This is a genomic window from Muricoccus roseus (assembly GCF_900141905.1).
In the GTDB taxonomy this organism is placed as follows: Bacteria; Pseudomonadota; Alphaproteobacteria; order Acetobacterales; family Acetobacteraceae; genus Roseomonas; species Roseomonas rosea.
In genome coordinates this window covers 110,345-136,395 of sequence record NZ_FQZF01000014.1, presented here as the reverse complement: position 1 = coordinate 136,395, position 26,051 = coordinate 110,345, and the positions used below count along the sequence as shown (strand labels likewise).

Genomic DNA, 26,051 nt, shown 5'->3' with positions numbered 1-26,051 from the left:
TTGCGGGCGATGCCACGGCGCGACAGCTCGGCGGCCACCGCCTCGGCCCGGCGCATGGAGAGGCGCTGGTTGTACTGCGGGGTGCCCGAGCGGTCGGCATGGCCGGCCACTTCGATGCGGGTCGTGCCGGTCGACGTCACGGCCTGGGCGGCCTCGGCGATGATCTGGCGGGCGCGGTCCGTCAGGTCAGCGCGGTCGAAGTCGAAGAACACGAGATAGGTGCGGGCCGGCGCCGGAGCCGCGGCGGGCGCCGGGGCAGCCACGGCGACAGCCGCCGGGCGCGGCGGGCTGAAGGCGTAGCGCAGGCCGATCATGGCGCTGTGGTTGTAGTTCTCCATGCTCGGCACGCTGGAGGTGGTCGCGTTGGCGATCGTCTGGGTGCGGCGCACGCGGAACTCCGGCTCGGTCGTGCCGAAGAAGCGGTACTCGGCCGTCAGGCTGAGGCCGGGAACACCCAGCGGGAAGGCGGCGCCGGCGATGCCCTGGAAGGCGAACACATCGTCCTCGCCATCACCCAGGCCGACCTGCGAACGGCCCGGGCGGAAGTCGGCGCGGACGCCGTCCAGCTCGATATGCGACCAGCCGATACCGGCACCGAAATAGGGATAGAAGACCGGCTCGGCCCAGCCGAAGCGGCGCAGGTCGAGGTCGAACAGCACGTTGCCCATGGCGCCGGCCTGCCAGACATGGCCGGCATTGGTGCGGCTGGAGAGGCCCGCGGCGCTTGCGCCGTGGAAGTCGTTCTGGCGATAGAAGCCCTCGAGCTCGGCGCGCAGGCCGTTGCCGAAGCCCCAGCCGAGCGCCACGGCACCGACGAAGCCGTTGTCCCAGTTCACCTCGGCCTTGGCCGGCAGGCCGGCGGCGCGGGCATCCGCCCCGGCGCGGCCGGTCAGGTCACGCTCGGTGCCCTGGAGGTAATTGTAGCCGCCGCCGGCGCCGATATAGAGCCCGGTGACCGGCTGAGCCTGGGCGACGAAGGGCGTCGCGAGCAGGGTCGTGGCGAGGAGGGCTGCGCGGAGGCGGGGCATCGGAGCGGATCTTCCTTGAGGAATGGGCAGCCGCCCCAGGGGCGGTGCGCTTCACCCGCCGATCATGCCGCATGCCGGATGCGGCTTCATCCCTGTCCTGTCATCGCCAGGACGCGTGTTGCCGCAGCGCAACATATCGAGCACCTGCCGCCTCAAAACCCACCGTTCGTCTCAAGATACGCCACTTCCTCGGGCGTGGAGGGGCGCGCAAGGATCGCGTTCCGGTGCGGAAACCGGCCAAATCGGCGGATCACCACGAGGTGCCGCCAGGCGTAGTCGATCACCCCTCCGGGACTCGGGGCACGCGGATCATCCCGCAGCCCTTCGAACAGCGCGACCGACAGATCCTGATCATGCGCATCCTCCGAATGCTCGAAGGGCAGGTAGAGGAAGATCCGCTGCATCGGCGCCAGGCTCAGGTCATGCCGCCGGACCAGCACGGCCTCACGCGCGACGCGCCGCGCCTCGGGATCGGAAGCGAAGGCCCGGGGCGTGCCGCGGTGGATGTTCCGGGGCACCTGGTCGAGCAGCAGGCACAGCGCGAGAGCGTCTCCCGGCTCCTCCAGCAGCCCGGCCAGGGAACCCGAGGCGGCCTGCTCCGCCGCCTCGGCGAAGCGCTCCCGCAGGAGGGAATCGAAGGCAGAGTCGCTGCGGAACCAGGCCTCTCGGTAGAGGTCCGGCTCACCGCCGAACCAGGTTTCGAGGATGGGGTGCTTTACCTCTCGCCCTCCAGCGCCATGTCGAGCAGCCGTACGCTGTGCAATGCCTTCCGGCCAGTGAGGTCGGCGATCTGGTGACGGCATGAGGTGCCATCGGCCACGATCACGTCGCCCTCCGGCGCGGCGCGCACGGCTGGGGCGAGGGAGAGTTCGCCCATGGCCTTCGAAGCCTCCACTCGCCGGGCGTCGTAGCCGAAGGCGCCAGCCATGCCGCAGCAGGAGGAGGTGACGGGCTTCACCTCCATCCCCGGCACGCCCCGCAGGGCCTTCACCGCCGCCGGGAATGCGCCGAAGGCCTTCTGGTGGCAGTGGCCATGGATATGGGCCGCCGGGGCGACAGCCCTCAGCGGCAGCTCCGCCTTCTCGCGCACCAGGAATTCCGAAAGCAGCAGGGCGCGGTCGGCCAGCCGGTCCGCCGCCTCCCCGGGCAGCAGCGACTTGAACTCGTCCCGCAGGGTCAGCAAGCAGGAGGGTTCCAGGCCGAGCACGGGCAGGTCTGAGCCGGACAGCGCGTCCATCGTCCGCCGCGCCTCCGCCCGGGCCTCGTCCACCATGCCGGCCGCGAGATAGGTGCGGCCGCAGCAGAGCGGGCGGGTGCCCGCGGCCGCGCGGGGTGCCACGGCGCGATAGCCGGCCGCGCGCAGCACGCGCCGGGCGGCGCGGAGATTCTCCGGCTCGAAATAGCGGTTGAAGGTATCGCCGAAGAGGATGACGTCGCCGCGCGGGGCGGGCGCCTCCGCCCCGGCCTCATCGTCGCGGAAGGGGCGGGCGGCGAAGCGGGGCAGGGCGCGCTCCTTGCTGAATCCCAGAACCCGCTCCCCGATCGCCCGCGCACCCGGAACCCATTCTCGCGCATTGGCGAGGAAGGGCGCGCGGGAGGCCAGCGGCGCCCATTGCGGCAGGGTGGCGATCAGCCGGTCCTTCGCCGAGACGCCGTGCTTCTTCGCGCGGGCGTACTGCGCTTCGATCTTCATCTTCGCCATGTCGACGCCCGTCGGGCACTCGCGCTTGCAGCCCTTGCAGGAGACGCAGAGCGAGAGCGCCTCCGCCACCTCGTCCGAGGCAAGGGCGTCCGGGCCGAGCTGGCCGGTCAGCGCCAGGCGCAGCGTGTTGGCGCGGCCGCGCGTCAGGTCCCGCTCGTTCCGCGTGGCGCGGAAGCTCGGGCACATGACATTGGCGTCGAACTTCCGGCAGGTGCCGTTGTTGTTGCACATCTCGACGGCCGCGAGGAAACCGCCCTGCGGACCCGGCCAGGCGGACCAGTCCAGAACCGGCGTCACCGCCGGATCGGCGGCATAGTCCGGCGCGTAGCGGAACAGGCTGCGGTCATCCATGGCGGGCGCACGCACCACGCGCCCCGGATTCATCAGCCCCGCCGGGTCGAAGGCATCCTTCACCGCCTCGAAGGCGCGCACGATGCGCGGGCCGTACATCTCCTCATGGAACTCGGAGCGGACGATGCCGTCGCCATGCTCGCCGGAATGGCTGCCCTTGTACTCACGCACCAGCGCGAAGCACTCCTCGGCGATCTGGCGCATCCGGCGCACATCCTCGCCGTCCTTCATGTTCAGCACGGGGCGCACATGCAGGCAGCCGACCGAGGCATGGGCGTACCAGGTGCCCTTGGTGCCGTGGCGCTCGAACACCTCGTTCAGCCGCTCGGTGTAGTCGGCCAGGTCCTCCAGCGGGACGGCCGTGTCCTCGATGAAGGAGACAGGTTTCCCGTCGCCCTTCATGGACATCATGATGTTCAGCCCGGCTTCGCGCACTTCGGCGACGGCGGCCTGGAAGGCGGGGTCGATGCACTCCACCACCGCGCCGGGATAGCCGAGATCGGCCATCATCTCGTCCAGTCGCTTGAGGTCCCGCGCCAGCGCCGCGTCCTCATGCCCATGGAACTCGACGATGAGCAGGCTGTCCGGCTCGCCGATCACCATGCGGTCGATGGTCGGGCGGTAGATGTCGATGGAGCGGCCGAGGTCGATCATCGTCCGGTCCACCAGCTCTACCGCCTCGGGGTCGAGGGTGACGAGGTGCTGGGAAGCGGCCATCGCGGCCCGGAAGGTCGGGAACTGGCAGATGCCCAGCGCCTTGCGCGGCTTGATCGGCCAGAGTTTGAGATCCAGCCCCGCCGAGAAGGCCAGCGTTCCCTCGCTGCCCACCAGGATGCGCGCGAGATTGCCGCGGCCCTGCGCCCGCGCCTCGGGGGTGAGGGACTCCAAGTCGTAGCCGCCGACCCGCCGCAGCACCTTGGGGAAGCGCGCCGCGATCTCGGCGGCCTCCGCCGCGCCCAGGGCGCGCAGCCGCGTCACCAACTCCGCGACACTTCCCGGCACGCCCTCGCCGAGATTGTCGGGCAGTTCGCCGAAGGTGAAGTGCTCGCCGCCGGGCAGCAGCGCGTCGATCGCCATCACGTTGTCGGCCATCAACCCGTAGCGGATGGACTTGGACCCGCAGGAGTTGTTCGCGGCCATGCCGCCGATCGTGCAGCGCGCCCAGGTGGAGGGATCGACTGGAAAGAACAGCCCGTCCTTCTTCAGCGCGTCGTTCAGCGCGCCGAGGGCGATGCCGGGCTGCACGGTCGCGCGCATCCCCGCCTTGTCCACCGAGGTAACGTTCCGCAGGTGCTTGCTGCAATCCAGCACCAGGGCGCGGTTCACCGTCTGCCCGCACTGGCTGGTGCCGCCGCCGCGCGGCAGCACGGGCACGCCTTCCTCGCGGCAGATGGCCATGGCGGCCGCCACGTCCTCCACCGTGCGGGGGATGAGCACGCCGAGCGGCTCCACCTGGTAGATGCTCGCATCCGTCGCGTAGCGGCCGCGGTCGCCGGCGCCGAACAGAACCTCGCCCTGGGTTTCCCGCTTCAGGCGGCTGGCGAGGCGGCTGTCGCCGGGGGCGATGCGCGACCGGGTGATAGCATTCATTCGGGCGTCTCCTGCGGTCCGTAAACTAGCCGAGCCGGCCGTGGACGTCGCATCCATAATGCTCATCAATCGGACGTGCCGAACTCATTGGCGGCCCATGGGGCATACGGGCTAGACCACCGGCCAGAGCGGAGGACGCCCATGGCCTATTTCACCAGCCGGCCCGAGAACGGCCGGCATTTCCTGCAGATCCCCGGCCCGACCAACGTGCCGGACCGCGTGCTCCGCGCCCTCGATAACCCGACCATGGACCATCGCGGGCCCGATTTCGGCGTGCTGGGCAAGCGGGTGCTCGACAAGATCAAGCCCGTCTTCGGCACCACCGGCCCGGTCGTCATCTATCCGGCCTCCGGCACCGGCGCCTGGGAAGCGGCGCTGGTGAACACCCTTTCGCCCGGCGACACGGTGCTGATGTGCGAGACCGGCTGGTTCGCCCATCTCTGGCGCGAAATGGCCGAGCGCCTGGCCCTCAAGCCGCGCCTGCTGGAGACGGATTGGCGCCGCGCCGCCGACGTGCCGGCGATCGAGGCCGCGCTGCGCGCCGACAAGGGTCATGAGATCAAGGCGGTCTGCGTCGTCCATAACGAGACGAGCACGGGCTGCACCTCCCGCATCGACGAGGTGCGCCGGGCCATGGACGCCGCCGGCCACCCGGCGCTCCTGCTGGTGGACACCATCTCCTCCCTCGGCTCCATCGAATACCGGCATGACGAGTGGCGGGTGGATGTCACCGTCTCCGGCAGCCAGAAGGGGCTGATGCTGCCGCCGGGCCTGTCCTTCAACGCCGTGTCGGAAAAGGCGCTGAAGGCGAGCGAGACGGCCAAGCTGCCCCGCGCCTTCTGGGACTGGAAGCCGATGCTGGCGGCCAATGCCACGGGCTACTTCCCCTACACCCCGGCGACCAACATGCTCTACGCGCTGGACACGGCGCTCGACATGCTGGCCGAGGAAGGGCTGCCCAACGTCTTCGCCCGCCATGACCGCCATGCCGAGGCGACCCGCCGCGCCGTCCGCGCCTGGGGGCTGGAGGTGCAATGCGCCGAACCCCGGCACTATTCCTCCGCGCTCACCGCCGTGCGCCTGCCGGAAGGCCATTCGGCCAATGCCCTGCGCGCCGCTATCCTCGAGCGCTTCGACATGTCGCTCGGCAACGGCCTGGGCCGGCTGAATGACCGTGTCTTCCGCATCGGCCATCTCGGTGCCTTCAACGACCTCTCGCTGCTGGGGACGCTCGGCGGGGTGGAGATGGGATTGCGCGTCGCCGGCGTGCCGCATCAGCCCGGCGGCGTGGGGGCCGCCATGGACTACCTATCCGGCAACGCCTGATCCGGCGGGGAGCAGGGCGCCCGCCTCGTGCGACTTCGGGGCTCCGCGGCAGACGCGGAGTTCCGCCCGCCCGGGCGCAGCCTTGGATTGCGTGTTCGAGACGCCGGGCCGTTTGCCTTCTACCCGGCGGCCTGCCGCCGGGCGGAACCTCTCCGGCGCCATGCGGTTCGCATGGCGCGGACGTCCCGAGCCGGAGCTCCAGGGGCCCGGCCAGGGGCGGGGATGAGCATGCGTGGAACGGCGCCGCCATCGGTTTGCCGTCCCGTCCATTTCTGTTTAGGCATGGCTTGCTAATCCCAGGCCGCGCGAACACGCTGGGCCTTCCATTCGGCGGGAGTCGTTCGAAGCTGATGACGTCCTGCCCAACTGGCGGCTTTTAGAACAATGCGTTACTGGCTGTCCCTGGCGTGGAGCGACACCTTCCGCTCCCTGCATCCCGGAGGCGGGATAGCCGGGAGATGACCGCGCGCGTCCTCGTGGTCGACGATATCGCGGCCAACCTGAAGCTGCTGGAAGCCCGGCTGAACGCCGAGTACTACGAGGTGGCCCTGGCCAGCTCGGGGCCCGAGGCCCTGCGCCTGTCCCAGTCCTGGGGCCCGGATGTCATCCTGCTCGACGTGATGATGCCAGGGATGGACGGCTACGAGGTCTGCCGCCTGCTCAAGGCCTCCCCGGTCACCGCCCATATTCCGGTGGTGATGATCACCGCCCTGGTGGACCAGGCCGAGCGGGTGAGGGGGCTGGAGGCCGGGGCGGATGACTTCCTCTCCAAGCCCGTGGACCATGCGACGCTCTTCGCCCGGCTGCGCGCGCTGCTGCGCACGAAGCAGGTGCTGGACGCCTTCCGGCTGCGCGCGGAGACCGCCAAGGACCTCGGCTTCGAGCCGATGCCCGATCCGTCGCGCAGCGTCGCCGGAGCCCATGCGCTGCTCGCGACCGAGGATGATTCGGAGGCCATGGCGCTCTCGGGCATCCTGGCGCAGGACGGAATCATCGTGACCCGCGCGGCCGATGTGAACGTCGCCTGGGACCGCCTGCTCCACGAGGATTTTGACCTCGCCGTACTCAGCCTCTGGCTGGATGACGGGGAGGGGCTGCGCCTCGCGTCGCGCATGCGCGCCCAGTCCTCCACCCGCGAGGTGCCGGTGCTGCTGGTGGCGGATACCGATCAGCGCAACCAGGTCCTGCGCGGCTTCGACCTGGGCGCGAACGACCATGTTCTCCGGCCCGTGGATGCGAATGAGCTGCGGGCGCGCGCGCGCAACCAGATCCGCCGCAAGCGGTACCAGGAGAGGTTGCGGGCGGATTTGCAGCGCAGCCTCGAGATGGCGGTGACCGACAGCCTCACCGGCCTGCGCAACCGCCGCTACGTCACCCGCCACCTGGAGGGGCTGCTGCGCGCCGGCGGCGCGACCCTCCTGCTGATCGACGTGGACCGGTTCAAGTCGGTGAACGACACCTATGGCCATGCGGTCGGCGATGCCGTGCTGCGCGAGGTGGCCGAGCGCCTGCGCCTGCACCTGCGGGCGGTGGACGTGGTGGCCCGCTTCGGCGGCGAGGAATTCGTCGTCGCCATGGCCCCGCAGCCCGCGGACGATGCGGGAATGGTGGCGGAGCGCTTGCGGCTGGCCATCTGCGAGACGCCGGTTGTGGTCGGGGACAAGTCGCTCGGGATCAGCATCAGCATCGGGGTGGCCGTCGCCGTGCCGGATTGCACGGTGGACGAGCTTGCCGCCACGGCCGACATCGCCCTCTACCGGGCCAAGGCGGGTGGGCGGAACCGGGTCGAGATCGCCGAACCGGCCGATTGGGCGCGCAGCGACGCCTGAGGCGACCGCTGGCTCGCTGCAAGGCGACGATCTCGAACCGGCGGCCGGCCGCGCCCTAGGCCTGAAAAGCAAAGGGGCGGCGGACCCCCATCCGCCGCCCCTTTCGGGCCCTTCCCCCTAGAGGGGCCACTTAGCGAGCGGCTTCGACGCCGAGCCCACCGACCGAGGTGTTGATGAAGCGCAGATGCGAGCTGGGCGCCGGCGCTTCGGCCACTTCCTGCAGCGCACCACCATTGTTGCGCACCATCACCGGGCCACGGGTCGCCGGGGCACCCTCGGGCCGGTTGAAGATGAAGCCGTAGGTCGGATAGGTCCGGCCATAGGTGCCGGAGTCGTGGCCGACCTGCACGCGCACCGCGGTCCAGTCATTCGCGTCGGAGACGTCCACCACCGAGATGTTCCGGGTGACGGTGCCCTTGCGGATGCCCGGCCCTTCCCAGTTGGCGTGGTGCACGGTGATCTCGCGGGAGCTCACCTGGCGCTCCACCACCGCCACATGGCCGGCGCGCATGCCGCCGGAGGAGCGGAAGACGAGGACCGAGCCGGCCTCGGGGCGGTGACCGCGGGCATAGAGGCCGGCGGCGTTGTTCCACCAAGTCCCGCCATTGCCGCTCACCTGCATGCCGGTCGCCATGCGGGCATAGGGCACGCAGGAGATGCGGCTGAAGGAGGCGATCTCCGTCGAAGCCTCACCGCGGCTACCCTGCCGGGCGGCGGCCTTAGCACCGGAGAAGCGGGCCGGGCGAACCGAGGCTTGGCGCGCGGCCGGCGCGGCGGGACGGGAGGCCGAAACATGCTTGGCTCCGCCCCGGCTCGGGGAGGAAGCGTCGGCCGTAGAGATCAGCTGCGGTGCGAGCATCAGCCCGCAAACGGTGAAGATGGCAACGGCGGCGCTTTTTGCCTGCATGTTGTCCCCCAGAATCAAGCCTTAATCCCCCGGCCGTCCGGCCCGCCGTTTTCAGCGGTGCGTCCGGCGATGTCACAGAGGTGTTACCCGCCCCGCGGAAACCCCGGCAACCTCGGACGTTGTTTCAGCCCGCAATGCCGCGTGATTCGCCCGGGGGAGGGTTGCCGGGCGCGCATGATCGGGATGGATTTCCTAGGGAGGAGGCGGCGACACGGCTCAGGACACAGTGTTGCGGCCGTGTCGCCACAGGCTGGTTGCGCAATGACGCCGGATTCCGGCGTCACTGGCGCGTGAGGATCAGCGGCAGGCCGTAACCATGATTTCAACGAGGTGGCGCGGATCGGCCATGTTCGCCTCGACGCAGGCGCGCACCGGGGCGCCGTTGGCGGGCAGCCAGGCGGTCCAGAGCTTGTTCAGCGCGTCGCGGTCGCGGATGTCCTTCAGCCAGACCTGGGCCTGGAGAAGGCGGGTCTTGTCGGTGCCGTGCTCCTCGAGCGCGGCGTCGATCTTGTTGAGGACCTGCTGGGTCTGCCCCGAGACATCCTGGGACAGGTCGTCGGCGGTCATGCCCGCCAGGTAGACGAAGCCGTGATACTCGACCGAGGTCGAGAGAACGGGGCCGACGCCCTTGCGAAGGATCGCGCTCATTGTCGGAAGCTCCATGGCCGGAATGGCGCGGGGCTTCTAAATCGGATCGTGCGAAGGCGGAACCGCCCGGAGGCGGGAATCGCCGCCGGGCATGATATCGGCAGGGCGGCGGGGGCCCCGTTCAGGGCACCAGGGCGGGCCCGCCGCTGGCATTCGCATGGATCATCGTCTCGAACACGCTGACGCCATGGATGGCCTCCTCAGGCGGCAGGGGATAGGCCGGCCCGCCGGCAACGGCCGCCGCAAAGGCTTCCAACTCCGCCCGCTCGATGTCGGTCGGCTCGAATCGGCGCTCCCAGCCCTGGCCCTCGCGCGGGTGGAAGACGAGGGTCTCCGGGTCGCGCTGCTCCAGACGCCCCTGGGTGCCGAAGAGCCCAACGCGCCAGACGCGGGGAGCGGAGGCGAGGGTGGCGAAGAGGCCGGTGGGCCCGGACCGGAAGCGGCAGAGCATGGCCGTGGTGTCGTCCAGCCCGATCGTCAGCACCCGCGCCTGGCTGATCACCGAAACACGCTCGATCGGTCCCGCCAGGTTGATGAGCATGTCGATCATGTGGATGCCCATGGCGCCCATGCCGCCCAGCGGGCTCTCATGCGGGTCCGCGCGCCACATGCCGGGCTTCCAGGCATCAGCCGCGGCGCCGCTGATCTGGCCTTCGACATGCAGCAGCGTGCCCAGCGCGCCTTCGGCCAGCAGCCGCTTCATCTCGGCCACGGCCGGCAGGAAGCGGCGGTTATGGCCCAGTGCCAGCACCACCCCGGCCTCCCGGCACGCCGCGACCGCCGCCTCGGCCTCCGCGCGGGACAGGGTGAAGGGCTTCTCGACGAAAACATGCTTGCCGGCCCGGGCGGCGGCGATCACCTGCTCGGCGTGCTGGCCATGCGGCGTCGCCAGCACCACCGCCCGCACGCGCGGGTCCGCCAGCACCGTATCCAGGTCCGGCAGCAGGTCGAGGCCCTTCTCGGCCGCCCACCCGCGCGCCTTCTCCGGCGAGCGGGTCGCGCCCGCGACGAAGCGGATACCGGCCCCGTTCCGCCCCTGCACGCTGTTCACCAGGGTCTGTCCCCAGCGTCCCATCCCCACCAGGGCGGCATCGAGCATCACGGTCTGTCCTCCGACGTTTCGGTCAAATCTATCCGGGCCTTCTCTCGGGCGCGGTCTCGAGGGAGCGCGCGATCGGTCCGATGCGGGAGAGGCCCCAGGCGAAGACCACCAAGGCCAAAGCCACGGCGATCAGCGTCGGCAGCCGCAGCCCCAGCGCCTCGCCCGCCAGCCCCAGGGCCAGCGCGCCCAGGGCAGGGCAGGCACGGGTGACCAGCGCCCAGAGCGACATGATCCGGCCGCGCATGGAGGGCGAGGCGGCCGTTTGGGCCAGCACCTGTACCGAGATGCCGTGTGCGGAGGCGGCTGCCCCGATGGCGGCGCCGCAGAGCAGGGCGAAGCCGAAATGTCCCGTCGCGACGAAGCCCGCCGTCGCAAGCGCCTGGGCGAGGATGGCGAAGACGGCGATCCGCGTCGTGCCGGGCAGGCGCCCGCGCGAGGCGACCGCCAGGCCGGAGATGAGGGCGCCCACGGCGAAGGAGGCGGTCAGCATGGCGAGCGACTCGGCACCGCGTCCGAAGAGCCGCTCGACATAGGGGGGGAGGATCTCCTGCACGCCCCTCAGGAGGATGGAGGACAGGGCCGAGAAGGCGATCACGGGGCCGAGCCCGGGGTGGCGGGCCACGTAGCGGAACCCCTCCACTGTCTCGGCCAGCAGGGAGGTGGTGGCCGGGTGTCCGCGCCGCTGCTCCGGGTCCATCCGTAGCCAGGGCATGGAGAGGGTGGCGAAGCCGTGGCCGATCGCGTTGCAGAGAATCGCCGGTGCCACCCCCCAGGCGGCGATCACGGGTCCCGCCAGCCCCGGCCCGATAAAGCGGGACACGTTGAAGAGCAGGCTGTTCGCGGCGACCGCGGCGGGCAGGTCTTCCCGCGCCACCAGGGCCGGGATCAGGGTCTGGCGCGCCGGCTGGGAGAAGCAGGCGGCGGTGCCGCTGACCATTTCCAGCGCGAAGAGCAGGCCGATGGAGATGTTACCGGACGCTGCGAGGGCCGCCACGACCAGGGCCTCCGCGGCGATAGTGCCCTGGGACAGCATGGTGAGGCGCACGCGGTCCACACGGTCGGCGATCGCGCCGGCGATGGGGCTGACGAGCACGGCCGGAGCGAGGTCCGCGAATGCGATCAGCCCCACCCAGGCGGCGCTGCGCGTCAGCTCCCAGGCCAGCCAGGCGACGCCGATGCGGTGCATCCAGAGCCCGGTCCAGGCGCTGAGGCTGGCTCCGAAGAAGATCCGGGCGTTGCGGCTGGACAGGGCCCGGCTGAGCGGCCCGGCGACGATGCGGGCGAAGGGGGAGGGCAAGGGCGCCTCAGCGCCCGGCCGAGCTCCCGCGGCGGCGAGTCGGGGCGGCAGCCGGCGCCGCGGCCGGTGCAGCCGCGGGCTCGGCCGCCGGCGCGGCCGGGACCGGGCCGCTGTTCGCCCCGCGCACGCATTCGGCCGCGATGCGGTCGCGGTCGTAGATCTGGGCGATCTGGTCGGTCATCACCTGGGGGCCGAGATGGGAGGTGGTGCCCACCCGTGCATTGTAGTCGTCCTGCCGCATCAGCTGGCCACGGTCGCGGTAGCGCACCACGCGCTCCGCCTCGACCCGGCATGCGGCGTTGAGCGCGGAGCGGTTGCCATCCGCGCCCGCGGCGGGCGAAGGGGCCTGGTTGGCGCAGGCGGCGAGGAGCAGCACGGGCATCAGCGCGAAGGGCAGGGGCTTCATGCGGGCGTCGCTCCGGTGGTCTCGTTCGGCATGGTAAGGCGCGGCCGCGCCAGGCGATGCCGCAATCCCTCTTCATCGAAGCGGGCGCCGCCGTCCAGGGGCTCCGTGGCCGCGGCGCGCAGAAGATCGGGATGCAGCACCGTCCCCTCCCGCCCGATATCGAACAGGCCGCGCATCCAGGGCGCCCGCCCCATCACCTCCAGCAAGGCCAGCAGGCGCAGGAGGATGGCGAGGCCCTCGGCATGATCCAGGCCGAAGCGCCGGTCCAGCGCCTCCGCCCAGCAACAGGCATCCCGGTCCTCCAGCAGGAGGTCCAACGCCGGGACCTTGGGGCTGGGGCCCTGGAAGCGGAAGGCGCGCGGCGGGCCCTCCAGCGCGGCCGTGGCGGCTTCTCGCGCGGTGTCCCAGGCACGGAGCAGGGCGCGCGGGGCGACGGAGGGCGTCGCTTCCGGCGCGAAGGGAATGGCATAGGCGGTCGGCATTTCGCCAGCAGATGGGGCGCCGGGCACGGAAGGTCAGGGCTTGACCGGATTACAGTCCCTTCAGCGTATCCGCCGTGTCGAAGTCCCGCAGCACGCCGTCATCGGCCATCTCGACATTGAACAGCCGGTCCGCATGGCGGCCGGTCAGGTGCCGCGCGCCGACATCGCCGGTGATGGACAGGATCTCCTCGAAGAACTCCCGCCCCCAGAGCACGGGGTTGCCCTGCTTGCCCCGGAAGGTCGGCTGGATGATGGCCCGCCCCTCCTCCGGGTCGAAGCCCGCGATGATCCGGTCCAGCATGGCCGGGCTGACGAGGGGCATGTCGCCGAGCATCACCAGCACCCCCTCCACATCCGGGGGCAGCGCCGCGATGCCCGCCTTGAGGGAGGCGGAAAGTCCCTCGGAATAGTCCTCGGCATGGGTCATCAGCACGGGGCGCCCGGCCAGGGCGTCCTCCACCCGCTCGCGCTCATGGCCGGTGACGACGAGCACCGGCCGCGCACGGCTGGCCAGGGCGTTGTCGACCACCCTTGCGACCATCGCCTGGCCTGCCCTGTCCGTGACCATCAGCTTGTTGAGCGGTGCCATACGGCGGGAGCGGCCGGCGGCGAGCACCAGCGCGGCCACCCGGCGCGGCCGGCGCGGGGCGGCGGCGGGGGCATTTCGCGGCGCCTCCCCGCGCGGCAGCGGCCGCGTCTCGATCTCCTTCAGCAGCCCGCCAACCCCCATCCGCATGACGGATTTCGGCGTAACGGGGATGCCGGCGAAGAGCCGCTCCAGCACCCAGTCAAAGCCGTTCACCTTCGGGCTGCGGGCACAACCCGGAAGCACCATGGCGGGCGTCTCCCCGATCCGCCCGAGGCAGAGCAGGTTGCCCGGGTCCACGGGCATGCCGAAATGCTCGATCACCCCGCCGGCGCGGATGATGCCGGCCGGCGCGACGTCCCGCCGGTCCACCACGGCGGAGGCGCCGAGGACCAGCAGCATCTCCGCCCCGGCCTTGCGCAGCCGCCCCAGCGCCTCCGCGATGGCGGCGGTCTCATGGGCGCAATGCTCGGCGGGCAGCAGGCTGCCGGCCAGGGCCTCCACCCGGGTCCGGGTCGCCTCCACGCCGTTCTCGATCACCTTCTCCTTCAGCCCCGGCAGCTCGGTGGCGACCAGCCCCACCTTCAGCGGGCGGAAGGGGTGCAGGGTCAGGGCGGGGCTGCCGCGCAGCATCGCCTCGGCCACCTGCAGCGCGGGGGCCGGCACGGCGAAGGGGATGACCTTCAGCGTGGCCAGCATGTCCTTTGGGTGGACCACCGTGAAATCGGCCAGGGTGGCGAGGGTGAGGCTCTCATCGAGCGTGTTCAACCGGTCGATCAGCGCGGCATCGACGCGCAGGAGACCGTGGGTCTCGGCCAGGAGGTTCACCCGCCCGGTCGCCGCACGGCTGCGCGCGATCAGCGGGCGGAGCATGGCATTGGCCATGCGGTCCGCCGCCTCGTCCTCCGGCACGTCGCCCGATTCCAGCCGGGCGGCGACCACCTCCCGGTGGCGGGCGGCCCGCAGCGCCGCGATGGCCTCGGCGTCCAGCACCGTGCCTTTCTTGAGCACCCGGTCCGGCAGGCGGAGCGTATGGGCGAGGATGGCGCCGCGCGCCTCCTCCAGGGGGGTGGGGCCGAAGAGCATCAGGGCGCCCCGTCCAGCTTCCCACGGCGCGCGGCGACGACCTGGGCGATGATGGAGAGCGCGATCTCGGGCGCGGTGACGGCGCCGATATCGAGCCCGACCGGGGCGCGGATGCGCGCGATCGCCTCCGGGCCATGCCCGGCCTCGGTCAGCCGGTCCACGCGCTTCGCGTGGGTCCGGCGGCTGCCGAGGGCGCCGATGTAGAAGGCGTCCGAGCGCAGCGCGACGTCGAGCGCGGGGTCGTCCAGCTTCGGGTCATGGGTGAGGGTGACGATGGCGGTGCGCGAGTCCGGGCGCAGGGCGTTCAGAGCGTCGTCGGGCCACTCATCCACCAGGGTCGCCCCGGCCGTGAAGCGCTCCTCGGTGGCGAAGGCCCGTCGCGGGTCCACCACCGTCACGGCCAGCCCCACCTGCACCGCCATGGGCACCAGCGCCTGGGCCACATGCACCGCGCCGACCACGATCAGGCGGGGCGGCGGGGTCTGGGGCTGGATGAACCAGCTTTCCTCGCCCAGGGTGACGGGCGCGGCCCGGTCATCCCGCAGGGCCGCTTCCGCCGCCTCGGCCAGGGCGGCCGGCACGGGCTGGTCGGGGTAGAGGAGCTGCGCGCCATCCGGCAGCCGCGTCAGCAAGGCGACCGGCCGCCGCGCGGCGCGGGCGGCCTGGAGGGTCTCCAGGGTCTCGGGCGTCACGCCAGCGGTTCCACGAAGACCTTCAGCTTGCCGCCGCAGGCCAGCCCCACCTCCCAGGCGCGCTCGTCGCTGATGCCAAAATCCAGCAGCTGCGGGGTGCCGCTTTGCATCACCTGCCGCGCGATATCGGCCACTGCGCCCTCGATGCAGCCGCCCGAAACCGAGCCGGCCAGCCGGCCCGTCTCCGTGACCGCCAGGCGCGACCCGGCGGGGCGGGGCGAGGACCCCCAGGTCTCGACGACGGTGGCGAGGGCCACCTTTTCTCCTTCCGCGCGCCAGGCGCGCGCGGTCTCCAGGATATCCTCGGTGCCGCTCATGCAGGCCTCCTGTAGCTCGGCCCGTCGGCGGAAAGTGTCGCCACCAGGGCTCGCAGGCTGTTCAGATTATGCACCTGGCGATGCTCATGCACATGCGGGAGGAGGGCGCGTATGCCCGCCGCGCGTGGCTGGAACCCGGCAAAGCGCAGCAGCGGGTTCAGCCAGATCAGCCTCCGGCAGGAATGGGAGAGGCGTTCGGCGGCTTCCGAAAGCCCCTCGGCACCGCCCCGGTCCAGCCCATCCGTGATCAGCAGCACGACGGCACCCTGGCCGAGCACCCGCCGCGCCCAAAGATGATTGAACCGCTCCAGTGCCTCGCCGATGCGGGTGCCGCCCGACCAGTCCGGCAGGATATGGGCGACGGCCTGGAAAGCGACCTCCGGGTCCCGGTTCCGCAGCGCGCGGCTGATGTTGGTGAGGCGCGTCCCGAAGACGAAGCTGTGCACCCGCGCCCGGTCATTCGCCACGGCATGCATGAAATGCAGCAGGATCTGTGCGTAGCGCGCCATGCTTCCCGACACGTCGCAAAGCAGCACGAGCGGCGGCGGGCGGGTGACGCGGCGCCGGCGGGAGATGCTAGCGATCTCCCCGCCCAGGCGCATGGAGGCGCGAAGCGTGGCGCGGAGATCGGCTCTCGGGCCCCTGGAATCCGGCCGGAACCGCCGTGTCGGACGCTCTGCCAGGGGGAGCACGAGGCGACGGATCTCGCGCCTCGCCGCAGCGAGTTCTTCCGCCGTCATTGCTTCAAAATCAAGGCGGTTCAGACGTTCGTTGTCACTGACAGTGAGCGCGGAATCCTCACGCCGCTCCGGCTCTCCGGCCGGCGTGGAGGGTGGGCGGGCGCCGGGCATTGCCTCCGACACACGCCGTGCGGCCGCGGGCAGGGCAGCGAGGGGCTGGTCATCGGGGCCGGCCTGGCGCGTGGGACGGTCGGGGTCTCGCCAGAACAGGTCGAAGGCGCTGTCGAAGACCTCGAAATGGTCCCGGCGGTGGACCATCGTCGCGCGGAGCGCGGCGCGGAAAGCGGCGCGGTCGGAAAGGGGGATGTGGCTCAGGGCTTCGGCGGCACCCAAAGCCTCAGCGGGGCCGACCGGGAGGCCGGCGCGGCGGAGCACGCGGCCGAAGGCGAGGAGGTTGGAGGCGAGGGCGCTCAAGAGGCCGCCTCTCGCGCCTCCTCCACCCGCCGGGCGAGTTCGGCGCCGCGCAGCCGGGCGATGTCGTCCTGATACTTCAGCAGCACGCCAAGCGTCGCCTCCGCCGTCTCCGGCTCCAGCTCCCGACGGTCGAGCGCGGTCAGCGCGCGGGCCCAGTCCACGGTCTCGGCGACCCCGGGCGGCTTGAAGAAGGCATCGCCTCCGCGAAGGCCCTGGGCGAAGGCCACGACCTGGGCGGAAAGCCCGGCCGGCACCTCCGGCGCGCGGCTGGCCAGGATGGCGCGCTCCCGCGCCGCGTCGGGATAGTCCACCCAGTGGTAGAGGCAGCGCCGCCGGATGGCGTCGTGCACCTCCCGTGTCCGGTTCGAGGTGATCACCACCACGGGTGGGGTCTCGGCGCGGATGGTGCCGAGCTCGGGCACGGTGATCTGGAAATCCGCCAGCACCTCCAGCAGGAAGGCCTCGAAGGGCTCGTCGGCGCGGTCCAGCTCGTCGATCAGCAGGAGAGCCGGGCTGCCCTCGATCGCCTGGAGGAGCGGGCGCGGCTCCAGGAACCGGCGGTCATAGAGGCCGTTCTCGAGCGCCGCTCGATCGCCCTCGCCGGCGGCCTCCGCCAGGCGGATCGCCATGAGCTGGCGCGCATGGTTCCACTCATAGGCGGCCGAGGCGAGGTCCATGCCGTCATGGCATTGCAGCCGCACGAGGCGGCGCGGCAGCTGCGCCGCCAGCACCTTGCCGATTTCGGTCTTGCCGGTGCCCGGCTCGCCCTCCAGCAGGAGGGGCCTGCCCATGGCGAGGGCGAGGTGGACCGTGGTCGCGAGGGCCCGGTCCGCGACATAGCCGCCGGCCTCGAGAAGGGCCTGGGTGGCGGCGATGTCGCGTGGCGGGAACTCAGCCAATGACGAAGAGCAGGGCGAGAACCCCGAGCATCGCCGCGGAGCCGATCCAGAAGGTGATCGGCATGCCATAGGGCTCGCGGGGGATGGCCGCCAGCATGTCGCCCAGGCCACGGCCCGCCGTGGCGGGGCGCAGGGCGGCGGTGGAGGTGCGGCGCTCGGTCACCGGGTGACCATCGGAGGCGATCGCCGTGCCGGCGGTGGTGGGAACGGTGTCGGAGGCAGCCATGGTTTCGGTTCCGGGTGCGGGGGCCAGCTGGGCGGCGAAGCGGTCGAAGAACTGGTCGGCCATCTGGCGGGCGGTGCTGTCCACCAGCCGGGCGCCGAGCTGAGCCATCTTGCCGCCCACCTGGGCCTTCACGTCGTAGTTGAGGAGGGTGGTCGTTGGGCCTTCCTCGACGAGGGAGACATCGGCGCCGCCCCGGGCGAAGCCCATGGCGCCGCCCTGGCCCTCGCCGGTGATGGTGTAGCCCTCGGGCGGGCGGATGTTGGTCAGCGTCACCTTGCCGCCGAATTTGGCGGACATGGGGCCGATGCGGACGGAAACGCGGGCCTGGAAGCTGTCAGGCCCGGTGCGCTCCACCGACTCGCAGCCGGGGATGGCGGCCTGGAGCACGGCAGGGTCGTTCAGCGCGTCCCAGACCCGCTCGCGCGGGGCCTCGATGCGGCGGCTCCCCGACATGTCCATGCGTGATGCTCCGTCTTGCGCCGCGGCGGCGCTGTTCCGTCTCGCGGCGCAAACTAGGGGAGGGGCGGCCCATGGGAAAGGGGCGGCGGGCCCTATCTGGTCCGGCATGGGGGCGGGTGGTAGCCTCCGGGGCAAGGTGGAGGCGCCGCCTGGCCCGCCCGGCCCCGCGCCCCGCGACGACCATCCGGGAGGTATGCATGCCCTATGTGATCGGTGACGACCTGCCGGATGCCCCGGCCGGCCAGCGCTTCCGCGCCCTGCTGGAGCGCCCCGGCATCCTGCGCCTGCCCGGCGCCCATACCGGCATGGCCGCGCTGCTGGCCAAGCAGGCGGGCTTCGATGCGCTCTACATGTCCGGCGCCGCGATGTCGGCGAATATGGGCCTGCCCGATCTCGGCATGATCACGGTGGACGATGTCTGCTGGTACATCCGCCAGGTGGCGCGGGCCGCGGCGTTGCCCGTGCTGGTGGATGGCGACACGGGCTATGGCGAGGCGCTGAACGTCATGCACATGGTCCGCGCCTTCGAGGAGGCCGGGGCGGCGGCGGTGCATCTGGAGGACCAGCTCCTCCCGAAAAAGTGCGGCCATCTGAACGACAAGAAGCTGGCCGATGCCCATGACATGGCCGCCAAGGTGGCTGCGGCCCGCAAGGCCCGGCGGCACCTCTATCTCATCGCCCGCACCGATGCGGCGGCGAGCGAGGGCATGGATGGCGCGGTGGCCCGCGCAAAGCTGTATCTCGAGGCCGGGGCGGACGCGATCTTCCCCGAGGCCCTGAACACCGCCGAGATGTTCCGCGAATTCGCCCGCCGCATGCCCGGGGTGAAGCTGCTGGCCAACATGACCGAGTTCGGCCGCACCCCTTTCTTCACGGACAAGGAGTTCGAGGAGATGGGCTATGCCATGGTGATCTGGCCCGTCTCGGCGCTCCGCGTCGCTAACCGCGCGATGGAGGAGCTCTACGCCGCCATCAACCGCGACGGGGGCACCCAAGGCATGGTGGACCGGATGCAGACCCGCGCCCAGCTCTACGAGACCATCGGCTACCACGACTACGAGGCGCTGGATCAGACCCTGGTCAAGACGGTGATCCCCGAGGGAATGCCCCAGCGATGAACCGTCGCGCCCTTATCGGCCTGCTGGCGCTCGCGCCCGCCGCCGGCCTTCCCGCCCTGGCGCAGGACGGTCCGCAGCCGAAGCTGCCCACCGAGCCGCTGGTCATCGTCACGCGCGACGGCAAGCGGCACGAGTTCCAGGTGGAAATGGCGGTCGAGCCGCAGCACCAGACCGTTGGGCTGATGTTCCGCCCCTCGGTCGGGCCGAAGGAGGGCATGTTGTTCGACTGGGGCCAGCCCCGCGAGAGCAGCATGTGGATGCGCAACACCATCACGTCCCTGGACATGCTGTTCATCACCCAGAACGGCACGGTGCTGCGGATCGCGGAGCGCACGGTGCCGCACAGCCTCGCCACGATCAGCTCCAACGGCCCGGTGCGGGCCACGCTGGAGCTGGCGGCGGGCACGGCCGAGCGCCTGGGCATCCGCGTTGGCGACAAGGTGGAGCAGCGGATCTTCGGCACCGCGCGTTAGCCCTTCCGATCAGGGAGGGCGCGGCATGTCCGTCGATCCGAGCACCGACGGCGCTTTCATGCAGCGGCGCTTCGCCGCCCCGCCGGAGCATGTCTTCGCGGGCTGGACGGAGCCGGCGCTGGCCCGCCAGTGGCTTCTCACTGGCATCATCGGCGAGATCACGGCCCTTTCGATGGATGCGAGGGTGGGAGGGGTGTTCCGCGCCACCGGCACGCGCTTCGAGGCCTTCGGCGAGTTCCTCGAGCTGGGCCGCCCGCGCCGCCTCGTCCTGACCTTCGGCATCCCGGCCCAGGGCCCGTCCAGCGAGAGGCTGGTCGTGGAGCTCGAGCGGGAGGGTGAGGGGTGCCTGCTATCCCTCACCAAGGAGGGGCTGCCGACCGAGCTCGGCCAGGAACCGCAGGAGGTCTGGGACGGAATGTTTGACCGGCTCGCCCTCGCCATCCGCTGAAGGGCTGGATCAGCCCTCCCGGCCCGGCCGCGCGATCCAGCGGACGGTGCCCGCCAGCCCGGCGAGGTCGGTCCAGAGCTTCCCGCGCCGCAGGGTGACCGCATGGCCGAGCGCCTTGCCCCCATGGTGCAGCAGCCGTGCCGCTGCCTGGCGAGCCGCCGCCCGCTTTCCCTGGTATTTCGCGGCATAGACCAGACGCGAGAAGGCCATGTGCTGCGCCTTGCGCCAGTGAATGCGCGGGGAGGGACGGGAGGACCGCCCGCCGGCATGGGTAACCACCGCCCCCGGAACCACCACAACGCTCCGCCCGAGGCAGCGCGCCTGGGTGCAGAGGTCGTCATCCTCGTAGAAGAGGAAGAAGGCCTCGTCGAAGCGCAGGCCATCGGCCCGCCGCAGCAGCATGGCCGCGCCCTGGACGTAATCGGCGCAGAAGGGGCCGGAGGGCCAGGGCTCCGCATCCCGGCAACGGATGAGGCGGGGCCGCCTGGGCTGGGCCGCATCCCAGGAGCGGACCGGGGCACCGGATGAGTCGAGCAGGGCGGGCGCGACGATCGCGGCCTCCGGGAACTCGTCGGCGGCCCTGACCAGCGCCTCCAGCGCCTCGGCGCCGATCCGCGCATCCGGGTTCAGCAGAAGGACGAACTCGGTGCGGATCGCCGCCATCCCGAGATTGCAGCCGACGCCGAAGCCGAGGTTCCGGGGGCTCCGGATCACGGTCGCCCCGGCCACCTCAGCCAGGGCGGGACCTCCATCGGTGCTGGCATTGTCCACGATGATCGCGCGCAGCCCTGGCGGCAGTGCGTCCAGCAGGCCCTTCAGGGCAGCGGCGCTGTTATGGGTGACGGTCACGGCCGTGACCCGCGTGGCAGCATCGGGCAAGCGCCCGTCCTTCCGCTCCAAGGCGTGCATACCGATCCCCCCAAGGAGGCGCAGGCCTCCGGCCGCCCCCGCGGCCGGAGCCCTGATACATCGGGGCCGCCGGCGTCGTCACCTCTGCCGCCCCGGGGCTCAGCCCAGGGGCAGGATGAGCGTCTCGCCGAAGCGGGGCACGATGAAGGCGCCGGGTGGCAGGCCGGCGGCCTCGCGGGCCCCGGCCAAGGCGCGGGCAGGCTCGTCGATGCCCTCCTGCGTCAGCTTGAAGGTGCCGAAATGCATGGCGATGGCGGTCCGCACCCCGGCATCGGCGCGGGCGCGCACCGCCTCCTCCGGGTTCATGTGCACATGCCGCATGAACCAGCGCGGCTCATAGGCGCCGATCGGGATCAGGCCGATCGCGAAGGGACCCGCCTCCGCGCCGATCTCGGCGAGATGGCCGCCATAGGCTGTGTCGCCGGTGAAGAAGATGGCGCCCGCCGGGGTGCGGATGGCGAACCCGCCCCAGAGCGCGCGCCCTCGGTCGCCGATGGCCCGGGCGGAGAAATGATGGGCGGGCAGGTAGGTGATCCGGGCCTCGCCGATCCGCGTCTCGCCCCACCAGTCCAGCTCCTCGGCCCCGCCGATGCCATTGCGGGCGAGGATGGTGGCGTTGCCGAGGCCGGTGACGATCCGCGACGGCCGGAGCAGCCGGAGGGTCCGCACGTCGAGATGGTCGTAGTGGTTGTGGGACAGCAGCACGGCATCGACCGGCGGCAGGGCCTCGATGGCGAGCCCCGGCGGCCGGGCACGGCGCGGGCCGGCAAAGGCGAGGGGACTGCAACGATCGGACCAGACGGGGTCCGTCAGCAGAGTGGGGCCGCCGGCGATGCGGATGAGGAAGCTCGCATGGCCGATGAAGGTGATGGCAGCATGGCCGGGCGGCGGCGGCGCGGGCGGTGCCTCCGCGGGATCCTGCACCTGACGGGGCCAGGGCGTCCCCGCGCCCTCGCGCATCATCCGCCAGACCTGGCCGAGGGGATGCCCGGAGACGCTGCCGTCCGGGTTGAGAAAGCGCCCGTCCGGGCCCCGGCGGGCGCCCTGCCTCAAGCCTTCACCTTCACGCCCAGCTCACCCGCCATGTCGAGGGCGAACTGCCATGCCACGCGGCCGGAGCGGGAACCACGGGTGATCGTCCACTCCTTCGCGCGGGCAAGCAGCGCGTCCCGCTCCATCGGCAGGCCGAGTGCCTGCGCGTAGCCCTCGACCATGGCGAAATAGGTGGGCTGGTCGCAGTTGTGGAAGCCGATCCAGAGCCCGAAGCGGTCGGAGAGGGAGACCTTCTCCTCCACCGCCTCGCTCGCATGGATGGCGCGCTGCTGCTCGTTCTCGATCATGTCGCGCGGCATGAGGTGCCGGCGGTTCGAGGTGGCGTAGAAAATCACGTTGTGCGGCCGCCCCGCGATGCCGCCGTCCAGCACGGATTTCAGCGCCTTGTAGTCGGCGTCCTCGCGCTCGAAGGAGAGGTCGTCGCAGAAGACGAGGACGCGGCGGGGCTGCTCGCGCAGGATCTCCAGCAGCTCGGGAAGGGTGGCGATGTCCTCCCGCGCGATCTCGATGAGGGCGAGGCTGCCGGGTACCTCCTGGTTCGCCTGCGCATGGGCGGCCTTGACCAGCGAGGACTTGCCCATGCCCCGCGCGCCCCAGAGCATGGCGTTGTTGGCGGGCAGGCCGCGGGCGAAGCGGAGCGTGTTCTCCAGCAGCAGGCGCTTCTGCTGCTCCACGCCCTGGAGCAGGCCGATATCCACCGCCGCGACACGCCGGACAGGGGAAAGGCGGGGCAGGGGGGTGGGGTGCCAGACGAAGGCGTCGGCGCCATCCAGCCTCGGCGCGGCATGCGGGGCGGGCGCCAGGCGCTCCAGCGCCTCCGCGATACGGGTGAGCAGGGCTTCTTCCATGGGGTGTTCCTGAGGCGGCCTTTCCGGCTCGGCTTGACGCCAGGGGGTCAGAGGCTAGTTTCCGCCCCTCTTCGCACCCTCAACGCCCGGACGGAAGCCCAGCCCCATGTTCATCTCCACGGCCTACGCCCAGGACGCCGCCGCCGGCGGCACTGCCGGACTGGTGATGCAGTTCGCGCCGCTGATCCTCATCTTCGTCGTGTTCTATTTCATCCTCATCCGCCCGCAGCAGAAGAAGATGAAGGAACATCGGGCGATGCTCGGCGAGCTGAAGCGCGGGGACCGCGTGGTGACGGCGGGCGGCATGGTGGCCACCATCACCAAGGTAAAGGAGGGCTCGGATGAGATCGAGGCCGAGATCGCGCCGAATGTGCGCGTCACGGTCGTCCGCGGCACCATTGCCAGCGTGATCCGCCCGACCCCGGCGAACGACGCGGCGCCGGCCAAGGTCTGATCCGGCACGCCGGACGCGCGAAGGGCGCCGCGGGGAGGACCCGCGGCGCCCTTCGTGTTTTCTGGTCAGCCAGATGGGGCCACCGTCTCGGCGGCCCCTTGGCCCTCAGGCGGACTGGCCAGAGGTCATACCCTTGTCGAGCAGCGACGCCACGTATTCCCAGTTCACCAGCTTATCCAGGAAGTTGGTCAGGTAGTCCGGGCGGCGGTTGCGGAAGTCGAGATAGTAGGAGTGCTCCCACACATCGACGCCGAGGAGCGGCGTGCCCTCGCCGGTCGCGATGGGATTGGAGCCGTTCGGGGTCTTGGTGATCTTCAGCTTGCCGGAGGCATCCTGGATCAGCCAGGCCCAGCCGGAGCCGAACTGGCCGACGCCCGCCGCCTTGAAGTCATCCTTGAACTTCTGCAGCCCGCCCAGGTCGCTCTCGATCTTGGAGGCCAGAGCGCCCGGGATCTTGTCGTCACCGCCCTGGGGCGACATCACCTGCCAAAACAGCAGGTGGTTCCAGTGCTGGCCGGCCTGGTTCAGCACGGGGGTGCCATCGGCGCCGGCCTTGCCGGCCTCGGCGACGATCTGCTCCAGCGTCTTGCCCTGCAGGCCCTTGCTCTCCACCAGGCCGTTCAGCGCGGTGACATAGGCCTGGTGATGCTTGCCGTGGTGCAGCTCCAGCGTTTCCTGCTGCATGCCACGGGCGGCGAGGGCACCGGCGTCATAGGGCAGGGGGGGAAGGCTGAAAGCCATGAGGCGTCTCCTTGGGGGATGATTCGGGCCGCAATGTCGCCCTTGTCAGGGTCCAGGCCAAGGGCAGGGGGCCTCAATCCGGCGCGATGCACGCCCTTTGCCCGCGCCCGGCCCCCTTGGCCGCTTGCCAGCGCGGCGTGGCCGGGCCAAGGGGCGGCATGCCCGAGGCAGACGCGCTTCATCCCCTCGCCGCGCTGGCCCGGCGGCACGATCCGGACCGCTTCCTCTGCGCCCTTTTCGCGCCCGCCGAGGCGCGGCAGGCCATCTTCACCCTCATCGCCTTCAACCATGAGTTGGCCCGCGCCCGCGAGGTGGCGCGGGAGCCGATGATGGTGCTCATCCGCCTGCAATGGTGGCGGGACACGGTGGAGGAGGCGGTGGCCGGCCGCCCGGCGCGCCAGCACGAGGTGGCGGCCCCGCTCTCCGCCGCCATCGAGGCCGGCCGGCTGGACCCTGCCGCGCTGCTCGCGATGATCGAGGCGCGCGAGGGCGACGAGCCGCCGGAGGACCGGCAGGCGCTGGAGGAGCGGCTGCTCGGCACCGCCGGGGCACTGGCCGCCGAAACCGGGCGCATCCTGGACGCGGGCGCCGGGTTCGCGGAGGCTCTAGCCCGCGCCGGGGCGGCCTATGGGCTGGCTGGCACGCTGCGGAGCCTTCCGCATCTGCTCGCCGCGGGGCGGCGCCCGCTGCCCGGAGAGATCCTCCCCGCGAACACGCCCCTCTCGGACCCCGCGGCGGCGGGGGCAATTCGGGCCCTGGCGGGCCGTGGCCTGGGCATGCTGGGAGAGGCGAGGCGGGCGCTCTCAGGCCTGCCCCGCCGATCGATCGCGGCCGCCCTGCCGGCGGTGCTGGCGGGGCGTGACCTGCGCCGGCTCGCCTCGCCAGGCTGGCGGTGGGACGCGCCGCCCGCGCCGCGCGGGGCCGGGGACCGCATGGCCGTCGCCTGGGCGGGGTTGCGCGGCCGGCTCTGACCTGCCGAGCGGCGCTGGACTCGGGCTGGCGCCGCTCGCATTCCGCAGGGTGCCTGCCGGCCGCCGGAATCACGCTTTCGCGTCAGGACGGAACGGAATCCCGGAACTAGGTTCCGCACCCCACAACCCGGGAGCGACAATGTGAGCTTCGCCGCCGTCCAATCCGCCTTTCCGGACAGGCCCCTGACGATCAACGCGCCAGTCACGCGGTGGCGCGGCTGGTTCGCCGCCCTTGTGCTCCTGGTCCTCTGCGGCTTCTTCGCCTGGTGGGCCTCGGCCTCCATCGTTCCGAACCTGGTATCCGACTTCCAGATCCGCGACGGCGCCGTGCCCACCTCCGGCCGCGTGGAGAACGGACGCTGCCGCAGCCGGTTCGGCATGTTGCAGACCTGCGAGATGGTGCTCGTCGCGAACGCGCAGACGAAGGACGGGCAGCTCCTCCGGCAGCAGGCGGACTACATCTTCGTCGATCCGCATCTCGGCAGCTACAGCGTGCAGCTCCTCGCGGATCCCTCGCGCCCCGGAAAGCTCTCGACCGATCTCGGCATGCGGCATCTGACGAACCGGGCGATCACCTTCCTCGTCGTCGCGGCGCTGATGGCCTTCCTGCTGGTCGGCGCCATCGTCCTCCTGCGGGCCGGCGGCCGGGCGAAGCGGAACATGCAGGCCCTGTCCGGCCAGCGGCTCATCCCCGTCCCGGTGCGGGTGAAGGGGGACCAGAACGGCTGGAACGTGCTGCCGCTGGAGGCGAAGCGCGGCACGCAGTGGCCCATGCCCAAGAAGGCCGAGCCCTTCTGGCTGGACCCGGATTCGGGCGTGGCGCTGGGCGTGACGGCGCCGGGGGGCCCCGTTTTCGCCCTGGATCGGGAGCTGAGCTGGGCCGACTTCACCGAGGAGGAGCGGATGCGGCTCCGTGCCGCGGCGCCGCAGGCCTGAGGCCGGCGCCGCC

General features: G+C 71.4%; 27 protein-coding genes. 8 read left to right on the top strand and 19 right to left on the bottom strand.

The features are described 5' to 3' along the window. The 3 genes from BUB97_RS13440 to BUB97_RS13430 form a co-directional block, all read right to left on the bottom strand. The coding region (locus BUB97_RS13440; protein WP_073135526.1) for an OmpA family protein at positions 1-1,028 on the bottom strand (1,028 nt) is incomplete at its 3' end. A gap of 152 nt (positions 1,029-1,180) precedes the next feature. Beyond that, positions 1,181-1,831: a DUF924 family protein gene (locus tag BUB97_RS13435; protein ID WP_086062172.1), complete on the bottom strand. Its 651-nt coding sequence runs from the start codon at positions 1,829-1,831 to the stop codon at positions 1,181-1,183. Continuing rightward, positions 1,744-4,671, bottom strand: coding sequence for an FAD-binding and (Fe-S)-binding domain-containing protein (locus BUB97_RS13430; protein ID WP_073135524.1), 2,928 nt, complete (start codon positions 4,669-4,671; stop codon positions 1,744-1,746). The genes BUB97_RS13435 and BUB97_RS13430 overlap by 88 nt, the downstream gene beginning before the upstream one ends. A gap of 141 nt (positions 4,672-4,812) precedes the next feature. Here BUB97_RS13430 and BUB97_RS13425 point away from each other — a divergent pair, with 141 nt between their 5' ends. Then, on the top strand, positions 4,813-5,997 hold the full coding sequence (locus tag BUB97_RS13425; protein ID WP_073135522.1) for a pyridoxal-phosphate-dependent aminotransferase family protein: 1,185 nt from the start codon (positions 4,813-4,815) through the stop codon (positions 5,995-5,997). A 458-nt stretch (positions 5,998-6,455) separates the two neighbouring features. Next, positions 6,456-7,826 carry a PleD family two-component system response regulator gene (locus tag BUB97_RS13420; protein WP_073135520.1) on the top strand — a complete coding sequence of 457 codons (1,371 nt, stop codon included), beginning with the start codon at positions 6,456-6,458 and terminating at the stop codon, positions 7,824-7,826. Between the two features lie 130 nt (positions 7,827-7,956). On the opposite strand, the gene BUB97_RS13415 is transcribed toward BUB97_RS13420, so the two are convergent. From BUB97_RS13415 to BUB97_RS13360, 12 genes are all read right to left on the bottom strand, one after another. After that, positions 7,957-8,751, bottom strand: a complete 795-nt coding sequence (locus BUB97_RS13415; RefSeq protein ID WP_245818298.1) for a CHAP domain-containing protein — start codon at positions 8,749-8,751, stop codon at positions 7,957-7,959. Positions 8,752-9,030: 279 nt separating this feature from the next. Then, complete coding sequence (locus BUB97_RS13410) at positions 9,031-9,381, bottom strand: RidA family protein (protein ID WP_073135518.1); 351 nt, start codon at positions 9,379-9,381, stop codon at positions 9,031-9,033. Positions 9,382-9,502: 121 nt separating this feature from the next. Next, the gene (locus tag BUB97_RS13405; RefSeq protein ID WP_073135516.1) at positions 9,503-10,480 is read right to left on the bottom strand and encodes a Gfo/Idh/MocA family protein; all 978 of its coding nucleotides are present in this window, start codon (positions 10,478-10,480) and stop codon (positions 9,503-9,505) included. A 31-nt stretch (positions 10,481-10,511) separates the two neighbouring features. After that, positions 10,512-11,780 (bottom strand): MFS transporter, encoded by a 1,269-nt coding sequence (locus tag BUB97_RS13400; protein ID WP_073135514.1) that lies wholly within the window; start codon positions 11,778-11,780, stop codon positions 10,512-10,514. 7 nt (positions 11,781-11,787) lie between these two features. Further along, a complete protein-coding gene (locus tag BUB97_RS13395) occupies positions 11,788-12,186 on the bottom strand; it encodes a hypothetical protein (RefSeq protein WP_073135512.1) in 399 nt (132 codons plus the stop codon). Further along, positions 12,183-12,668 carry a hypothetical protein gene (locus tag BUB97_RS13390; RefSeq protein WP_073135510.1) on the bottom strand — a complete coding sequence of 162 codons (486 nt, stop codon included), beginning with the start codon at positions 12,666-12,668 and terminating at the stop codon, positions 12,183-12,185. The genes BUB97_RS13395 and BUB97_RS13390 overlap by 4 nt, the downstream gene beginning before the upstream one ends. Before the next feature lie 49 nt (positions 12,669-12,717). Continuing rightward, positions 12,718-14,340, bottom strand: a complete 1,623-nt coding sequence (locus BUB97_RS13385) for an NTP transferase domain-containing protein (RefSeq protein ID WP_073135506.1) — start codon at positions 14,338-14,340, stop codon at positions 12,718-12,720. Beyond that, entirely contained in the window at positions 14,340-15,032 is a 693-nt protein-coding gene (locus tag BUB97_RS13380; protein WP_073135503.1) for an XdhC family protein, read from the bottom strand. Before BUB97_RS13380 ends, BUB97_RS13385 begins: the two co-directional genes overlap by 1 nt. Beyond that, positions 15,029-15,349: an XdhC family protein gene (locus BUB97_RS13375; RefSeq protein WP_073135501.1), complete on the bottom strand. Its 321-nt coding sequence runs from the start codon at positions 15,347-15,349 to the stop codon at positions 15,029-15,031. The genes BUB97_RS13380 and BUB97_RS13375 overlap by 4 nt, the downstream gene beginning before the upstream one ends. Next, entirely contained in the window at positions 15,346-16,503 is a 1,158-nt protein-coding gene (locus BUB97_RS13370; RefSeq protein ID WP_073135499.1) for a vWA domain-containing protein, read from the bottom strand. Before BUB97_RS13370 ends, BUB97_RS13375 begins: the two co-directional genes overlap by 4 nt. Next, positions 16,500-17,402, bottom strand: a complete 903-nt coding sequence (locus BUB97_RS13365; RefSeq protein ID WP_073135497.1) for an AAA family ATPase — start codon at positions 17,400-17,402, stop codon at positions 16,500-16,502. Before BUB97_RS13365 ends, BUB97_RS13370 begins: the two co-directional genes overlap by 4 nt. Further along, a complete protein-coding gene (locus BUB97_RS13360; RefSeq protein ID WP_073135495.1) occupies positions 17,395-18,087 on the bottom strand; it encodes an SRPBCC family protein in 693 nt (230 codons plus the stop codon). Before BUB97_RS13360 ends, BUB97_RS13365 begins: the two co-directional genes overlap by 8 nt. A 197-nt stretch (positions 18,088-18,284) precedes the next feature. Between BUB97_RS13360 and prpB the strand changes: the two genes are divergently transcribed. The 3 genes from prpB to BUB97_RS13345 are packed head-to-tail and all read left to right on the top strand — an operon-like array spanning position 18,285 to position 20,126. Beyond that, entirely contained in the window at positions 18,285-19,205 is a 921-nt protein-coding gene (prpB, locus tag BUB97_RS13355; protein ID WP_073135493.1) for a methylisocitrate lyase, read from the top strand. Then, positions 19,202-19,678: a DUF192 domain-containing protein gene (locus BUB97_RS13350; protein WP_073135491.1), complete on the top strand. Its 477-nt coding sequence runs from the start codon at positions 19,202-19,204 to the stop codon at positions 19,676-19,678. Before prpB ends, BUB97_RS13350 begins: the two co-directional genes overlap by 4 nt. 25 nt (positions 19,679-19,703) lie before the next feature. Further along, on the top strand, positions 19,704-20,126 hold the full coding sequence (locus BUB97_RS13345; protein WP_086062169.1) for an SRPBCC family protein: 423 nt from the start codon (positions 19,704-19,706) through the stop codon (positions 20,124-20,126). A 9-nt stretch (positions 20,127-20,135) separates the two neighbouring features. Here BUB97_RS13345 and BUB97_RS13340 read toward each other — a convergent pair whose 3' ends face one another. From BUB97_RS13340 to BUB97_RS13330, 3 genes are all read right to left on the bottom strand, one after another. Continuing rightward, a complete protein-coding gene (locus BUB97_RS13340) occupies positions 20,136-21,005 on the bottom strand; it encodes a glycosyltransferase family 2 protein (RefSeq protein WP_175562627.1) in 870 nt (289 codons plus the stop codon). 129 nt (positions 21,006-21,134) lie between these two features. Next, positions 21,135-22,088, bottom strand: a complete 954-nt coding sequence (locus tag BUB97_RS13335; RefSeq protein ID WP_073135487.1) for an MBL fold metallo-hydrolase — start codon at positions 22,086-22,088, stop codon at positions 21,135-21,137. After that, positions 22,085-22,936, bottom strand: coding sequence for an ATP-binding protein (locus BUB97_RS13330; protein WP_073135485.1), 852 nt, complete (start codon positions 22,934-22,936; stop codon positions 22,085-22,087). The genes BUB97_RS13335 and BUB97_RS13330 overlap by 4 nt, the downstream gene beginning before the upstream one ends. A gap of 106 nt (positions 22,937-23,042) precedes the next feature. On the opposite strand from BUB97_RS13330, the gene yajC reads away from it, so the two are divergent. Continuing rightward, the gene (yajC, locus tag BUB97_RS13325; RefSeq protein WP_073135483.1) at positions 23,043-23,390 is read left to right on the top strand and encodes a preprotein translocase subunit YajC; all 348 of its coding nucleotides are present in this window, start codon (positions 23,043-23,045) and stop codon (positions 23,388-23,390) included. A gap of 105 nt (positions 23,391-23,495) precedes the next feature. On the opposite strand, the gene BUB97_RS13320 is transcribed toward yajC, so the two are convergent. Continuing rightward, positions 23,496-24,131 carry a superoxide dismutase gene (locus BUB97_RS13320; protein ID WP_073135481.1) on the bottom strand — a complete coding sequence of 212 codons (636 nt, stop codon included), beginning with the start codon at positions 24,129-24,131 and terminating at the stop codon, positions 23,496-23,498. Positions 24,132-24,289: 158 nt separating this feature from the next. Between BUB97_RS13320 and BUB97_RS13315 the strand changes: the two genes are divergently transcribed. Then, positions 24,290-25,102: a phytoene/squalene synthase family protein gene (locus BUB97_RS13315; RefSeq protein ID WP_073135479.1), complete on the top strand. Its 813-nt coding sequence runs from the start codon at positions 24,290-24,292 to the stop codon at positions 25,100-25,102. A 141-nt stretch (positions 25,103-25,243) separates the two neighbouring features. Further along, the gene (locus tag BUB97_RS13310; RefSeq protein WP_073135477.1) at positions 25,244-26,038 is read left to right on the top strand and encodes a hypothetical protein; all 795 of its coding nucleotides are present in this window, start codon (positions 25,244-25,246) and stop codon (positions 26,036-26,038) included. The last annotated feature ends 13 nt before the right edge of the window (positions 26,039-26,051 follow it).

Excerpts from the sequence above, each read along its gene's own strand:
- BUB97_RS13375 (WP_073135501.1), bottom strand. The coding sequence starts at position 15,349 with ATGAGCGGCACCGAGGATATCCTGGAGACCGCGCGCGCCTGGCGCGCG.
- BUB97_RS13395 (WP_073135512.1), bottom strand. The coding sequence starts at position 12,186 with ATGAAGCCCCTGCCCTTCGCGCTGATGCCCGTGCTGCTCCTCGCCGCC.
- BUB97_RS13320 (WP_073135481.1), bottom strand. The coding sequence starts at position 24,131 with ATGGCTTTCAGCCTTCCCCCCCTGCCCTATGACGCCGGTGCCCTCGCC.
- BUB97_RS13345 (WP_086062169.1), top strand. The coding sequence starts at position 19,704 with ATGTCCGTCGATCCGAGCACCGACGGCGCTTTCATGCAGCGGCGCTTC.
- BUB97_RS13315 (WP_073135479.1), top strand. The coding sequence starts at position 24,290 with ATGCCCGAGGCAGACGCGCTTCATCCCCTCGCCGCGCTGGCCCGGCGG.
- BUB97_RS13360 (WP_073135495.1), bottom strand. The coding sequence starts at position 18,087 with ATGGACATGTCGGGGAGCCGCCGCATCGAGGCCCCGCGCGAGCGGGTC.
- yajC (WP_073135483.1), top strand. The coding sequence starts at position 23,043 with ATGTTCATCTCCACGGCCTACGCCCAGGACGCCGCCGCCGGCGGCACT.
- BUB97_RS13405 (WP_073135516.1), bottom strand. The coding sequence starts at position 10,480 with ATGCTCGATGCCGCCCTGGTGGGGATGGGACGCTGGGGACAGACCCTG.
- BUB97_RS13385 (WP_073135506.1), bottom strand. The coding sequence starts at position 14,340 with ATGCTCTTCGGCCCCACCCCCCTGGAGGAGGCGCGCGGCGCCATCCTC.
- BUB97_RS13330 (WP_073135485.1), bottom strand. The coding sequence starts at position 22,936 with ATGGAAGAAGCCCTGCTCACCCGTATCGCGGAGGCGCTGGAGCGCCTG.
- BUB97_RS13435 (WP_086062172.1), bottom strand. The coding sequence starts at position 1,831 with ATGCCGTCACCAGATCGCCGACCTCACTGGCCGGAAGGCATTGCACAG.
- prpB (WP_073135493.1), top strand. The coding sequence starts at position 18,285 with ATGCCCTATGTGATCGGTGACGACCTGCCGGATGCCCCGGCCGGCCAG.
- BUB97_RS13350 (WP_073135491.1), top strand. The coding sequence starts at position 19,202 with ATGAACCGTCGCGCCCTTATCGGCCTGCTGGCGCTCGCGCCCGCCGCC.
- BUB97_RS13420 (WP_073135520.1), top strand. The coding sequence starts at position 6,456 with ATGACCGCGCGCGTCCTCGTGGTCGACGATATCGCGGCCAACCTGAAG.
- BUB97_RS13425 (WP_073135522.1), top strand. The coding sequence starts at position 4,813 with ATGGCCTATTTCACCAGCCGGCCCGAGAACGGCCGGCATTTCCTGCAG.
- BUB97_RS13390 (WP_073135510.1), bottom strand. The coding sequence starts at position 12,668 with ATGCCGACCGCCTATGCCATTCCCTTCGCGCCGGAAGCGACGCCCTCC.
- BUB97_RS13410 (WP_073135518.1), bottom strand. The coding sequence starts at position 9,381 with ATGAGCGCGATCCTTCGCAAGGGCGTCGGCCCCGTTCTCTCGACCTCG.
- BUB97_RS13430 (WP_073135524.1), bottom strand. The coding sequence starts at position 4,671 with ATGAATGCTATCACCCGGTCGCGCATCGCCCCCGGCGACAGCCGCCTC.